Here is a 14430-nt window from a genome sequence, read left to right on the forward strand (position 1 = left end):
ATGATGTAAAGGAAAAAATAATGTTTGAACTTTCAAAAACAGCTCAAGATTTTGTCGAGCGAACAAGAAAATTTATTCAAGAAGAAATAGAACCTGTTGAAGCAAAATTTTGGGAAGAAGTTCATGAGCTAAATCCAGATGGAAACTGGAAAAAATGGCAATGGCCTGAACTTTTAGAAACTTTGAAATCTAAAGCGCAGCAAGCTGGTCTTTGGAATATGTTTCTACCCGATGACAAGCTCGGTGCGGGATTAACGGTTCAGGAATATGCTCACATTGCAGAATTAACTGGGCGTAGCTTATTGGCACCTACCGTTTTTAACTGTAACGCACCTGACACAGGGAATATGGAATTGTTATGGCGCTATGGCAGTGAACAGCAAAAACAGCAATGGTTACAGCCGTTATTAGATGGAAAAATTCGCTCTGTTTTTTGTATGACTGAACCAGATGTTGCTTCAAGCGATGCAACAAATATGCAAGCGACTGCGCTCATCGACGGTAATGAAATTGTTTTAAATGGCAAAAAGTGGTGGTCTTCTGGTTTAGGTGACCCAAATGCCAAAGTCATTATATTTATGGCTCATACCCCAGATGAAAGCAAAGACCGTCATCATCAACACTCCATGGTTTTAGTACCTATTGATACGGCGGGTGTTGAAATTCAGCGTATGTTACCAGTGTTTGGAGACTACGATGCGCCGCATGGGCACGGTGAAGTTCATTTTAATAATGTTCGAGTACCTATTGAAAACTTTATTGGTGGTGCAGGTCAAGGTTTTGAAATTGCTCAAGGCCGTTTAGGACCCGGACGTATTCACCATTGTATGCGCTGTATTGGTGCTGCTGAAAAAGCTTTGGAGCTCATGATCGACCGCGGGATGTCTAGAACTGCGTTTGGCAAAGAAATTTTAAAACTCGGTGGGAACCTCGAACGGGTAGCTGATGCGCGAGTAGCGATAGACCAAGCTCGGCTTTTAACCTTGTATGCAGCCTATAAAATGGATACTTTAGGTAATATGGCCGCTTTAACAGAAATATCCGCAATTAAAGTGGTGGCTCCAAGTGTTTTAGAAAAAGTAGTCGACATGGCGATTCAGCTACATGGCGGTGCGGGCGTTTCAAGAGATACACCATTAACAGGTTTCTTTGCTCAAGCACGCAGTTTACGTTTAGCTGATGGTCCTGATGAAGTACATAAAGGCATGATTGCCAAATTAGAGTTAGCCAAACGTGGTTACGGTCGTCATAAGAAAGTATAAGTTTAAAGGAAATTAGAATGTCGGTAATTGATATAGGCGGTGAAGTACGTGAAGGTGAAGAACTTGATATTAGAGCAGTTGAAAGCTGGTTAAAGAACCAAGGTGTTGAGTTGATCGGCTCAGCAATCGTGACTCAATATACAGGTGGTGCTTCAAATTGGACTTATCGTTTAAAGTATGAAAATACCGATTTAATTTTACGACGTCCTCCAAAAGGAACAAAAGCGAAGTCTGCTCACGATATGGCCCGTGAATATATGGTGCAGAAAAACCTTGCGCCTTATTATCCGGTACTTCCTAAAATGGTGGCACTTTGTCAGGATGAAAAGGTTATTGGCTGTGATTTTTATGTCATGGAGCGCATTGCGGGAATTATTCCTCGTGCTAAATTGCCGCCCGAGCTTAGATTTAATGAAGAGGATGTTCACCAACTTTGTGTAAATGTACTTGATAAGCTAATCGAGTTACATCAAGTTCCTTATGAAAACACGCCTTTAGCTGAACTAGGCAAAGGTGGAGGATATTGCCGTAGACAAGTTGAAGGTTGGGATAAACGCTATGAAAAAGTTAAAACGCTTAATGTTCCTTCATTTAAATATGTCCGAAAATGGTTGAACGATAATATTCCTCAAGATTCCACGACTTGCATTATTCATAATGATTGGCGTTTTGATAATGTGATTTTAGATCCAGAGCATCCAACTGAAGTGATTGGCGTGCTGGATTGGGAAATGGCAACCTTGGGTGATCCATTAATGGATTTAGGCAGTGCTTTAGCCTATTGGGTTGAACCTACGGATAATATGATTTTTAGATCGACACGTCGTCAGCCTACCCATTTAAAGGGAATGTTCTCTCGCAAAGAAGTTGTTGATTATTACCTGAAAAAAACAGGTCTGAACGCTCAAAATTGGGCTTTTTATGAGGTATTTGGCATATTTCGTTTAGCAGTGATTGCTCAGCAAATCTATTACCGCTATTACCATAAACAAACGCGAAATCCAGCTTTTAAAGATTTCTGGATCGTCATTCATGCGTTACATGTGCGAGCTTTAAAACTTATTGGGCAGCAAAAAATTCAAGAATCGGAATTTGCTCAGCAATCTCTACAGAAAATACAGGGTATTTTAAGAAAATGACCACAATTTATCTGGTAAGACATGGGCAGGCATCATTTGGTAAAAGTAACTATGATGAGTTGTCTGAAAATGGTGAAGCTCAAGCGACTTTATTAGGGCAATACTTTAAGCAAATATTGAAAGAACAACCTTATGTTGTGGCCGGAACCATGCAGCGCCATCAACAAACTGCACAACTCGCTTTAAATGAATGCTTCCCAGATGCGATGATTAATCACAATAGTTTATGGAACGAGTTTAATCATCAGCAGGTTTTTGCACGTTATGAACCGCGTTTTGAACAACCGGAATTGTTAAAAGCTGACGTAGCACAAGATAATAATCCACGTGCCTATCTTGCCAAAATATTTGAAGGCGCAATTGGACGATGGACAGATGGCGATTTTCATCATGAATATGATGAGTCATGGCCGCATTTTAAAGACAGAGTTGAAACGGCACTACAACAACTTTGTGATGAATTGGCAAAAACCAAACCTCGCTATGCAGTCGTTTTTACTTCTGGTGGTGTGATTTCTGTCGCAATTGGCAAATTGCTTGAACTGAGCCCAAATCGAACTTTTGCTTTGAACTGGGCAATTACTAATACAAGTCTCACCACTTTACGTTTAGTTGGAAATGAAGCTCAGGTTCTAAGTTTAAATGAACATCATTTTATAAAAGCTGAACGTCCAGATTTACTGACATGGATTTAAAAATAAGGATAAAAGCATGGCAAAGACAATTTTAATTACAGGTGCAAGTTCTGGGTTGGGTGCGGGTATGGCTCATGAATTTGCAGCGAAAGGCTATAACTTGGCGATTTGTGCACGCCGTTTAGATCGTTTAGAGACTTTAAAAACTGAACTTGAAAATGAATATGGCATTCAGGTGATTGCAAAAAGTTTAGATGTCACAAATTACGATCAGGTTTTTGAAGTATTTCGTGCATTTAAGCAAGAGTTTGGCTATTTAGACCGAATTATTGTCAATGCTGGAGTCGGAAATGGCCGCCGTATTGGTAAAGGTAATTTTGAAATTAATAAAGCCACCGCTGAAACCAACTTTATCTCTGCCTTAGCACAGTGTGAAGCGGCGGTTGAAATTTTTAGAGAGCAAAACGCAGGCCATTTGGTGGTGATGTCATCAATGAGTGCCATGCGTGGATTACCAAAACATTTATCGACTTATGCGGCAAGTAAAGCTGCGGTTGCTCACTTAGCCGAAGGTATTCGCGCTGAATTGCTGAATACCCCAATTAAAGTTTCTACAATTTTCCCAGGTTACATTCGCACTGAAATGAATGAAGGTGCTAAACATTTGCCATTTGAAGTAGATGCTAAAACAGGATGCAAAGCTTTAGTAAAAGCTATCGAAAAACAACCGGTGAAAGCTTATGTACCGCAGTGGCCATGGTTACCGATGAGCATTGCAATGAAGGTTTTGCCTTTAAGGTTGGTTAATAAATTAGGATAAAAAAATTACCCCCTAAATTTTAGGGGGTAATTTTTTATATTTAGAACTTCTTGGTGTAATTCACAAATAGGCGGTCTTCACCAAAGTCATTACCGTGTTTGACGTTGTAATCAATACGAATATATTGCAGGGCAACGCCTTTTAAGAATGGCTGCTGAAACGCATAGTTCAGAATTACATTCGACTCAGTTTCATGGTTCTTTTCACCATTCGCTGCTTTAAAGTCATGTCCGTAAACATATTTCACCATCGCATTTAAGCCCGGTACATAGTCCTTAAAGTCGTAGCCATACATCACATGGTAAGACTTTTCATCTTCTTTAAAGAAACCGGTGGCATTCCAGTTAATGAAATAGGTTTCAGGTAAGAAGCCATCTGGTAGTGGATAAGCTGATTCACCAATAATTTGTTGATAACCTAAACCAAAGGTATGGTTTTTTACTTTGACAGTTTCAAGTAATCCGATGTTCTGCGCATCAATATCAAAAGTATTGCCATCATCTTTTGCATTGAAGTATTTAAACTTGGAAGTCAGGGCAAAAGTTGGTTGTTTCCACGTATGCTCAAGTCCTACATAATGCTTGTTATATAGATCTTCTAAATTACCAAAATAGTATTCACCCTTTAAAGACGGCGTAAATTGGTAGCGTAGGTCAATATAGTTTAAGCCATCAGATTCTTTGGTAATTCCATTGGCCGTGAAGGAAAACTTTTTAAAATCTTCTTCATTTCGTGGTGATACTTTTTCAACCCGACCAATTTCAGCATAGAGTTGATCTGAAAGTTGCGACTTTAAATTGGTTCCCCAATACGAAGTAAGTAACTGACGACTAGCATCTACGGCAGTTACAGGTAAATCCAACCAAAGCTCACCTACACTTAAAAGTGTTTTGTTATAGCCCAGCTTTAAGGTTGCACCGTATTTTAGATAGTCCGATGCTTGAGATTGGGTTTCTTTATTAAAAGGTAAAACCGTATCGGCGACATGTTTGTCTGAACTTAAACGCACGGCGTATTGAACAGAAGCATCGGCACCAATGGTGATTGGCTTGTCTGCTATTACTAGTGGGGTATCATGCATTTTCGATTTATAAAATAGCGATGCTGCCTGAGACCAACTGCCAGTATCTTTTAAGGCATCGTTATCAAAATCGCGGTTGATATAGGCATTTTTTAAAGTGAATTTCCATTCATCTTCAGTTTGCTGATTCGGATTTGCAGCCCATGAATTGCCACACATCAATATTAAAGTTGCTATAGCTAAAGGCTGCGGTTTAAAGCGTTGAAATAATTCCATAATCCATTTCCAAAATCTATGCGCCAGTCCTAGGCATTACGTGTTGTGAAATATTTGTGTAGTACTCCCTAAGTTCTTAAAGGGAGCACTGTTAAATAACAGGTGATTTCTTCAATTAATTTAATTTTTCAAGCTTCATACTTTCACTAAAGAATTTGCAGCCTTTGAAAAGTAAAATTAAAGCCAGCACACAAGAGAACCCACCGACAATCGATAAAGATGAGCCAACCATTAAAGGATTAGCAAAAACTTTATCTGTAATGATTGCGACCAATGTTGTGCCAATACCAAGCCCAATTAAGTTACTGATCAAAAGGAAGAGAGCGGAAAGACGTGCTCTAAATTGATTTGGCGCTAACATTTGTAAGGCAGTTGCCGAAATTACCAGAGGGAAAGACGCAAAGAACATCGCAGGAATTAATAAGCTAACCGACAACCAAAGCTGATCTGTTTGAGTAAAAAATGAAATTGGAATAATCAGACCAACAATACCAATCACACCTGTAATCATCGGAGCATCTTGGCGTCCTTTTTTGATAAACCAATCATTTAACCAACCTGCACAAAACACCCCTAATGTATTTGCAATTAACAGGATGGTACCAAGCATGTAACCTGTTTCTGTTGGAGCGAGTTGAAACTTTCGGATATAAAATGCGGGTGTCCAACTAGTAAGACTGTAGAGCGCCATAGCATAGAAGGTAAAACCTAAATAGTGACAGGCAAAGGTTTTTGAATGCTTTTTAATAAACTGAAGACATTGTGTGAATTTAACTTGGTCAACTTGTCCATTTTGGTTCAGCTGCTGACCTTTACGGGCTGGGTCTTTAACTGTCAGGATAAATAGCAAACCAATAATGATGCCGGGTAAGCCCACCACTAAAAAAGCGATTTGCCAGGCCTTAAGTGCGCCTAATAAAGGAACTTGAATTAAAGTCACGTCTTTAAGTAAATTAATGACATAACCGCCGACTAAAAAGGCAATACCGCCACCTAAAAAAGCTCCAACAGAATAGATTCCAACGGCGCGACCGAGTTTGTCCTTACTGAACATATCGCTAAACATTGAATATGCAGCAGGAGATAAGGCAGCTTCGCCTACACCAACAGCCATACGACTTAAAAATAGTTGAATGAAGTTTTTACTTAAACCACAAGTGGCTGTTGCCAAACTCCAGACAATAATACCGATTGAAATAAGCTTTGGGCGTGAGAAACGGTCGGCAATATAGGCTAAAGGTAAACCCATGACGGCGTAAAACAGGGAAAAGGCTAGGCCATGTAATAGACTAAACTGGGTATCTGAAAGTTGAAGATCGGCTTTGATCGGCTCGATCATAAGTGCCAGAATTTGGCGATCAATGAATGAAAATATATAGGCCAACATACAAAGTATGACCACGTACCATGCATATGCATTGGTTTTCTTTTGTGTCCTTTCAACAGCGATATTACTTTGGTTCATACACTTAATCCTTATGTATAAAACTCTTTTAGAGAAGTTGAATCTCGGCTATCTATGTTTCCTAAAAGATAGTTTGGTGTCCCCCAATAACTTTTGAAAAATAAATAACCTGTTTGATTGAAGAATTGCCTTATATACAAACTGCATATACAGACAAAGATAGTTAAAGAAGAAGGTGAGAATTTCTATATGATGGAAATATTATTTTCTTTTTATATGTAAAATTCCATTACTTATTAAGTATGTTTGGATACCTAATAGGTATTTAAACAATCGGAAAATTTAGAAATTATTATGATTTGTAGGAAGGAAATGATGTTTTATGATTTTAGGTTTTTGATAAATATTGATATTTTAAAAAGAGTGAGCAGAAAGCCATATCGGTTTTCTGCTCACTCTTTCATGTTTAAACAAGATGAATCTAAGTTAGCTTGAAGGCATAAGATCAAATAATTTCTTCAACTGGTTATTTAGATTATGGAGTTCATCTTCTGAAAAAGCATTCAAAATACCAGCCAAGGTCACAACACTAATCTGATTAATCTGTTCAACCAGCTCAACACCTTTGGCAGTTAATTTCACCATTGAGATCCGTTCATCTGAAGTAGAAGAGTAGACTTCAACGATTTCATCTTCAACTAACCGATATACAGCCTTGGTTGCAGTGGTTAATTTTAAAGTCGAAAGATTAGCAATATCGGTAATACTTGCTTCTCCAAGGGCATTTGTACTTAAAATAATTTTACGGCGTGTATTATCAATACCTAGTTTTTTTATTGATTTTTCAATAAGTTGAGAATATTTTCCATTAACTTGGGAAATCCAAAAAAAAGGGAAATTTTGAATACTCGACGGTTCTTTATTAGGAAGAAATTGTTCTAAATGATCAAGCATAGCTAAGCAATAACTTAGGAAAAAAGGGTAATCCTATTATAAACAAAATTTTGCATATTTCCTTGAGTACAAATTATAAAAAATACTTGACAATTCCATTAAATTTTCTCATATTTTAATCAATGGATAAAAATACATGGAAAAGTGAATGAATATTGTTAGCCAAAGCGTGCATAAAGGAAGTGGCAAGCTCAAGGTGATGGTCAAAGATACGATTGATATTCAGGGTCTAAAAACCATTGCTGGCAGTCGAGCTTTATTAAATGTTGAACCTGCTCAAGATGATGCCGAGGTGGTTAAAAACATTTTAAAAGCAGATTGTGAAATTATTGCAAAAACAAATTTGCACGAATTGGCTTTTGGCATTACTGGCATTAATCACGCTTTTGGTACACCCATTAATCCAAAATACCCTGAACTTATTCCTGGTGGCTCTTCAAGTGGTTCGGCTGCGGCTATTGCAGCAAAACAAGCTGACTTTACTTTAGGTACCGACACGGGCGGCTCTATTCGTATGCCTGCTGCATGCTGTGGAGTTTTTGGTTTAAAACCGACTTTTGGTCGTGTTAGCAGACAGGGCGTCTATCCACCGTCAAGTTCTTTAGATTGCGTTGGCCCCTTTGCAAATTCAGTCGAAATGATTGAAAAAGCTATGCAAATTATTGACCCAACTTTCAAGCCTATTGAATGTACTAGCACACCAAAACTTGCTGTTTTAGATGTAAAAGCAGATGAGATTATTTGCAATTGCATTCAACAAGCACTTCAAAAAGCCAATTTACAGATCACTTTAGAAAAAGTTGAACATTTTGAAGCGGCTTTTGATGCAGGTATGCAGATTATTAATTATGAAAATTGGCAAGCTTTGGGTGAGTTAACTCAAACAGGCTTAGTTGGTTCTGATGTAAATGGTCGTTTATTAAAAGCTGCCGCAACAACTTTAGAGCAAGTGAAACAAGCAGAAGTTGTGAAAGCGCAGCTGACCCAAGAACTTGATGCACTATTAGAAAAATATGATGCATTGATCTTACCTACACTTCCGCAAATTCCACCGAAAGTTGCTGAAGCTGAAAATACAGTCGCTTTTTTGAATCTGACGGGTTTAGTACGACCATTTAATTTATCAGGACATCCAGCCATTTCAGTGCCGCTTGAAACCAGTGAAGGTTTACCTGTGGGCTTACAGATCGTATCGAAGCATCAAAAAGATGAGCAATTATGCGCTATAGCTAAATTTTGTGTTGATGCAATGCAATAAATTACAAGGAGTTAGATGATGAATAAGTTATCTAAAATGGAGTTTGCTTCTCAAGACAAAGCAGTTGACTTAGATGCTTTGTGCCAAGAAATTCGTGAGCGTGCCTGTGCAGGTGAATTCGATAATCAGGCGTATGTGAGCCAAGACATTATCGAAAAACTTAAACAGATTGGTGTTTACCGTGCATTAGTTCCTAAACGTTTTGGTGGTGAAGAATGGTCACCACGACAGTTTTGCGAATTGATCGAAACTTTATCTAAAGCTGACGGTTCAGTGGGTTGGGTGGCAAGTTTCGGTATGAGCCCTGCATATTTAGGGAGTTTGCCTGAAGAAACGCTTAAAGAGTTGTACCAAAATGGACCGGATGTTGTGTTTGCAGGGGGTATTTTTCCGCCGCAGCCTGCTGAAATTACCGATGATGGTGTAGTGGTTCGTGGACGCTGGAAATTCTCAAGTGGGTGTATGGGAGCTGACATTGTTGGCGTGGGAATTTCACCGCTTAAAAACAATGAAATGCAAGGTTTACCACGTATGGCAGTGATGCCTGCAAAAAAAGCCAAAATTGAAATGACATGGGACACCGTTGGGCTAAAAGGTACGGGAAGCCACGATTTGGTAGTCGAAGATGTATTGGTCGAAAAGAAATGGACCTTTGTACGTGGCGAACCGTCAAAACTAAGTGAACCATTTTTTAAATATCCATCACTCTCTTTAGCTACTCAAGTGTTAACGGTGGTGGGTATTGGCGTTGCAGCTGCTGCATTAGAAGAATTTGAAAAATTGGCACCCGGTAAAGCATCCATTACAGGTGGGTCAGAAATTGCAAACCGCCCAGTGACTCAATATGAATTTGCTCAGGCAGATGCAGAGTTTCAAGCTGCAAAGTCTTGGTTTTATCAAACCATGGATATTGTTTGGAATGAAATTATTGCTGGACATGAGGCAACTGCTGAACAAGTTAGTGATATGCGTCTGGCATGTACCCATGCAGCTCGAGTTTGCGCCAAAGTGACCCGAAAAATGCAAATGCTCGCGGGCATGACAGCGATTTATACCAACAATCCATTTAGCCGTTTTGTAAACGACACCAATGTGGTGACACAGCATGCCTTTATGGGTGATGCGACTTTACAAAATGCAGGATCAATCAGTTTTGGGTTAAAGCCAACCCCAGGTTATTTATAAGTTTTTAATTTTTAAAAAGGATATCGAGATGGAAGCTAAAAAATCATTACGTGTTTTGTTCTGCATGGGTATTAACCAAAACTTTTTTGATGCAGAACCTGCTGAAGCAAAAGCGGTTTGGGCAGCATTTGGTGAAATGTGGAATGGTATTCATGACTTACCGGGTGTGCATGTTTTTGGAAATCTTGATGATGACCAAAGCATGGTTGGCCCAAGTGCAGGTTGGCCGTGGACAACGTATTTGCTTGCAGACGTTCCTGATATTGAAACCGTACATGCAGCTTGTAACTTGTTTAGAACGACGGTGGTGGGTGAAGGGCCATACAAACTTTGGAAATATTGCAAAGTTGAAGCTCGTGTTGGGCGCGAATTGATTATCCAACGTTAAGGCGACTGCAATGAATGACAAAGTGAATATTGCAGAAATCATAGAGCGGCTAGAACAGTTAGAAGCGCACAACGCTATTCGTAACTGCCTGAACCGTTATATGGAAATCTGTGATGAGCTCAATGCAAATACAGACCTTGATGAGTTAATGAATCTTTTTGATCAAGACTGTATTTGGGAAGGTATTGGCGAGAAATATGCCAAATCTTTTGGTCGATATAACTCTTGGCAGTCGATTTACGACATGTTTAAAAGTTATACCCAAAAAGAATCTCACTTTGTCATGAATGCACACTTTGTAAATTCAGAGCAAATCTATGTAAATCAGCACCATGCAAATGCTTCTTGGCTCATGTTGCAAACTTCAACGTTTAAAGATGGCCGTAGTCATCTGAATGCAGCAAAGCTCAATGTGAAGTTTCAAAAGCAAGTAGATGGAACATGGAAGATTAAACATTTCCAGACACAGAATATTTTCAGTCGTCCCGTATCGCATTGGCACAGTGAAGCCGAACTGCCAGTACCTTCCCAGGAATGACCCAGGACATATTTAAAAGGACTATTTATTGATATGAACAGTATTATCCCAACGCATAACATTGGCACTGATTACGAAACTTTAGTTAAAAGTGACCGTGCCCATACTTCTCTTTATAAAGATGAACGCATTTTTGATGAAGAAATGGAAAAAATCTTTTATAGCACTTGGGTATGGGTTGCACATGCCAGCGAAATTCCAGAAGGCGGAAGCTATAAAACCATTAACATTGGTAAACAGCCCGTTGTTGCGGTACGTGACCGTAAAAAGAAAGTCCATGTACTTTTAAACCGTTGTCGTCACCGTGCAGCAACCGTCTGCGAACATAAAAAAGGAAAAACCAACAGTTTTGTATGTCCGTACCACGGTTGGAGCTATGCATTAGATGGTAGTTTACGCGGTGTGCCATCTCCGGAAAGCTACGGTGATTGTTTAGATAAATCTGAGTTACCGCTGGTGAGTCTACGTGTAGAAGAATATAACGGTATGATCTTCGCTTCATTTAAGGAAGACATTCAACCGCTTGAAGAGTTCCTTGGACCTGCAAAAAAATGGATTGACCTGTTTATGAAACAAGGGGCGGGTTATCCAATTAAAGTGTTGGGCGAGCATCGTTTCCGTTTCCCTGGTAACTGGAAAATCCAGCTTGAAAATACAACCGATGCATATCACTTCCCGTTGGTACACAAGTCATTCTTAAGTTCTGTAGATGAAAAAACCGAAGAACTCTTTAATTTCGAAAACCAGCCGGGTTTTGTTGAAGATTTAGGAAATGGTCACAGTGTCATGGTAATGATTCCTGAACTGGTTGATTTAGACGAAGAGCTCATGGAGCGACCAATTCAAGAACGTTTTGAAGACTTGGCTCAAGCTTTGCGCGATGAAGGTCATGAAGAATTAGAAGTGCGCCGTATTGTGCGTGCAGTCGGTGGTTCTGGCTTTAACTTGAATTTATTCCCGAATATTGCATGTTCAATGGCGTTCTTCCGTGTGTTGCAGCCAATTTCAGTTGCTGAAACAGAAATTCATCACTCGGTGATTACGATGGACGGCGGTCCGCAAATTGCTAATCAGTACCGCTTGCGTTTGCATGAACATTTCCAAGGTCCATTTGGTTTTGGTACACCAGATGACTCTGAAGCTTGGGAACGTGTTCAACACGGCGCCAATGCGGGCAATGATTTATGGATCATGTTGAACCGTGGGTTACCGGGCGAAGTGCAAACTGAAGATGGTTTAAAAAGTGATGTCAGTGCTGAAACCGGTATGCGTGCAGCCTATCAGCAGTGGAAAAAGATGATGACGGCTTAAGGAGAGAGCAATGAATATGAATCTGCAATTATTAAATGAAGTCACTGCTTTCATCTGGGCTGAAGCAGACATGTTAGACCACAGTGAATACCGTGAATGGCTCAATTTATGGAATGAAAAAGGCGTTTATATCATTCCGATTGACCCAAACCTCACTGACTACGAAAACAATCTAAATTATGCCTATGACGATAACCACATGCGCACATTACGGGTAGAGCGTCTTGAAAATGGTGAAGCAATTTCAACTGCACCTAAAGCAAATACGGTACGTAGTGTTTCTCGTGTACGTGTTATTCAAGATCAAGATAATGAAATCGTTTTACGCTGTGCTCAAAACTTACGTGAGTTCCGTAAAGAAAACCTCAAGCATTACACCGCAGATATTACTTACCATTTGGTTCGTGATGCTGATACGGGTTTTAAAATTAATCGTAAAATCATTAACTTGGTTAATTCAACCGATACCTTGGCTGGTATTAGCTACATTCTTTAGGAGCAGCAGATGAAACAAGTTGTTTTAGTGACAGGGGCTGCTTCAGGACTCGGTAATGTTATTGCTGAATATTTTGCGAGCCAAGGCCATCAAGTGATTTTGTCAGCCAGTACGCTTGAAAAGGCCGAAAATGCAAAGGCACAAAGTCAATATGCACAAAATATGTTTCCTGTGAAATTAGATATTTCAGTCGAAGCAGATTTTCATGCCGTGGTGCAATGGATTGAAGAGAAGTTTTCTAAACTTGATGTGTTGATTAACAATGCAACTGTCACCAAGGCAACTCCAGTATTAGAAATTACCGCAGCTGATTTTGATTGGGTGACTCAAGTCAACCAACGTGGCACTTTTCAGGCTTGTCAAATTATTGGTCAATATATGGCTAAAAAAGGCTATGGACGCATCATTAATATGGCGTCTTTAGCGGGCCAAAACGGTGGCACTGCAACGGGTGCACACTATGCGGCAACCAAAGGTGCGATTGTGACTTTAACCAAAATTTTTGCTAAAGAATTTGCTGCAAAAGGTGTAACAGTCAATGCGATTGCACCGGGACCGATGGAATCACCGATTGTTCATAGTGTGGTGTCAGACGAAAAAATGGAACAGTTCATCCAAAATATTCCCGTTAAAGCCTTGGGAAGTATGCATTTTATTGCTGAAACTTGTGGGTTGCTCGCGAGTCCAAATGCGGGGTTTGTGACTGGTGCAACATGGGATATTAACGGTGGTTTATTCATGCGCTAAGCACGTAGCTTACGCATGAAAAGGGAGTTGAATCATGACTACACTTTATGATGTTGTCGTTAAAAATCGCCATGTTGAAGGTGGAAATATTGCAGTCATGGAATTTGAATCTGCAACTTCTGCAACATTGCCAAAAGTTGAAGCGGGTGCGCATATTGATGTGCACTTACCAAATGGCATGGTACGCCAGTATTCACTTTGCCAAAATCCAAATGACGAAGGTAAGTTCCGCCTTGGAATTTTGCGTGACCCTGATTCTCGTGGTGGATCAGTATCGGCTTTTGATGAAATCAAAGATGGCATGCAAATTCAGGTCAGTGAGCCAAAAAATTTGTTTCCACTTTTAAAAGCCAAACACAGCGTATTGATTGGCGGTGGAATTGGGATTACGCCGTTAATTACCATGGCATATCAACTTGCCTCTGAAGGCACATCCTTTGAGCTTCACTACTGTGGTGCTAGCCCTGAAAACTGTGCTTTTGTTGATGAAATTAAAAATGGTGAGTTAGCAAAATACACAACCTTCCATTTTAAATCCGAAGGTGCAAGCCACAGAGCGTTTTTTGAATCGGCCATTAAAGATATTGACTCTGAGAGCCATATTTACACTTGTGGTCCAGTCGGTTTCATGGACTGGGTGATTAACCTTGCCACGACTCACGACTTTCCTGAGCAGCAAATCCACAAAGAATATTTCCAAGTTGAAACTGACACTTCTGGTGATTCATTTGAGGTGGTGGCTGAGCGTAGCGGAAAAATCATTATGGTTGAAGCTGGCGAAACCATTTTGCAGGCTTTGGCTAAAGAAGGCATCGAGATTGAAATGTCCTGCGAGCAAGGCGTATGCGGAACCTGCATGTGTGATGTGATTGAGGGCGAACCTGATCATCGAGATGTTTATTTTACTGACGAAGAAAAGGCCAGCAATGAACAAATATTGGTGTGCTGTTCGCGCTCTAAAACACCGAGATTAGTTTTAGATATTTAATGCTCTC

At 39.8% G+C, this 14430-nt stretch carries 15 protein-coding genes; 12 read left to right on the forward strand and 3 right to left on the reverse strand.

Going from position 1 to position 14430, the window contains the following annotated elements; all coding sequences use genetic code 11:
* Positions 1-20: 20 nt before the first annotated feature.
* The 4 genes from ACB088_RS05655 to ACB088_RS05670 are packed head-to-tail and all read left to right on the forward strand — an operon-like array spanning position 21 to position 3856.
* On the forward strand, positions 21-1262 hold the full coding sequence (locus tag ACB088_RS05655; RefSeq protein WP_375038255.1) for an acyl-CoA dehydrogenase family protein: 1242 nt from the start codon (positions 21-23) through the stop codon (positions 1260-1262).
* 17 nt (positions 1263-1279) lie between these two features.
* Entirely contained in the window at positions 1280-2401 is a 1122-nt protein-coding gene (locus tag ACB088_RS05660; protein ID WP_375038256.1) for a phosphotransferase family protein, read from the forward strand.
* Positions 2398-3096, forward strand: coding sequence for a histidine phosphatase family protein (locus ACB088_RS05665; protein ID WP_375038257.1), 699 nt, complete (start codon positions 2398-2400; stop codon positions 3094-3096). Before ACB088_RS05660 ends, ACB088_RS05665 begins: the two co-directional genes overlap by 4 nt.
* A gap of 16 nt (positions 3097-3112) precedes the next feature.
* A complete protein-coding gene (locus tag ACB088_RS05670) occupies positions 3113-3856 on the forward strand; it encodes an SDR family oxidoreductase (RefSeq protein ID WP_375038258.1) in 744 nt (247 codons plus the stop codon).
* 40 nt (positions 3857-3896) lie between these two features.
* Here ACB088_RS05670 and ACB088_RS05675 read toward each other — a convergent pair whose 3' ends face one another.
* The 3 genes from ACB088_RS05675 to ACB088_RS05685 all read right to left on the reverse strand — a co-directional run bounded on the left by ACB088_RS05675 (position 3897) and on the right by ACB088_RS05685 (position 7512).
* The gene (locus ACB088_RS05675; protein ID WP_375038259.1) at positions 3897-5153 is read right to left on the reverse strand and encodes an OprD family outer membrane porin; all 1257 of its coding nucleotides are present in this window, start codon (positions 5151-5153) and stop codon (positions 3897-3899) included.
* A 115-nt stretch (positions 5154-5268) separates the two neighbouring features.
* Complete coding sequence (locus ACB088_RS05680; protein WP_375038260.1) at positions 5269-6618, reverse strand: spinster family MFS transporter; 1350 nt, start codon at positions 6616-6618, stop codon at positions 5269-5271.
* 426 nt (positions 6619-7044) lie between these two features.
* Entirely contained in the window at positions 7045-7512 is a 468-nt protein-coding gene (locus tag ACB088_RS05685; RefSeq protein WP_004642999.1) for a MarR family winged helix-turn-helix transcriptional regulator, read from the reverse strand.
* A 148-nt stretch (positions 7513-7660) separates the two neighbouring features.
* Here ACB088_RS05685 and ACB088_RS05690 point away from each other — a divergent pair, with 148 nt between their 5' ends.
* The 8 genes from ACB088_RS05690 to ACB088_RS05725 are packed head-to-tail and all read left to right on the forward strand — an operon-like array spanning position 7661 to position 14423.
* Positions 7661-8770, forward strand: coding sequence for an amidase (locus ACB088_RS05690; RefSeq protein ID WP_375038261.1), 1110 nt, complete (start codon positions 7661-7663; stop codon positions 8768-8770).
* Between the two features lie 36 nt (positions 8771-8806).
* On the forward strand, positions 8807-9955 hold the full coding sequence (locus ACB088_RS05695; RefSeq protein WP_375038780.1) for an acyl-CoA dehydrogenase family protein: 1149 nt from the start codon (positions 8807-8809) through the stop codon (positions 9953-9955).
* Between the two features lie 28 nt (positions 9956-9983).
* Positions 9984-10343: a hypothetical protein gene (locus ACB088_RS05700; RefSeq protein WP_000387554.1), complete on the forward strand. Its 360-nt coding sequence runs from the start codon at positions 9984-9986 to the stop codon at positions 10341-10343.
* A 10-nt stretch (positions 10344-10353) separates the two neighbouring features.
* A complete protein-coding gene (locus tag ACB088_RS05705) occupies positions 10354-10881 on the forward strand; it encodes a nuclear transport factor 2 family protein (protein ID WP_375038262.1) in 528 nt (175 codons plus the stop codon).
* Between the two features lie 33 nt (positions 10882-10914).
* Positions 10915-12192: a Rieske 2Fe-2S domain-containing protein gene (locus tag ACB088_RS05710; RefSeq protein WP_133973404.1), complete on the forward strand. Its 1278-nt coding sequence runs from the start codon at positions 10915-10917 to the stop codon at positions 12190-12192.
* Positions 12193-12202: 10 nt separating this feature from the next.
* On the forward strand, positions 12203-12688 hold the full coding sequence (locus tag ACB088_RS05715) for an aromatic-ring-hydroxylating dioxygenase subunit beta (protein WP_004642994.1): 486 nt from the start codon (positions 12203-12205) through the stop codon (positions 12686-12688).
* Between the two features lie 9 nt (positions 12689-12697).
* A complete protein-coding gene (locus tag ACB088_RS05720) occupies positions 12698-13435 on the forward strand; it encodes an SDR family NAD(P)-dependent oxidoreductase (protein WP_056480427.1) in 738 nt (245 codons plus the stop codon).
* Between the two features lie 34 nt (positions 13436-13469).
* Complete coding sequence (locus ACB088_RS05725; RefSeq protein WP_375038263.1) at positions 13470-14423, forward strand: PDR/VanB family oxidoreductase; 954 nt, start codon at positions 13470-13472, stop codon at positions 14421-14423.
* The last annotated feature ends 7 nt before the right edge of the window (positions 14424-14430 follow it).

It is taken from the genome of Acinetobacter sp. RW6, assembly GCF_041956835.1.
Lineage (GTDB): Bacteria > Pseudomonadota > Gammaproteobacteria > Pseudomonadales > Moraxellaceae > Acinetobacter > Acinetobacter calcoaceticus.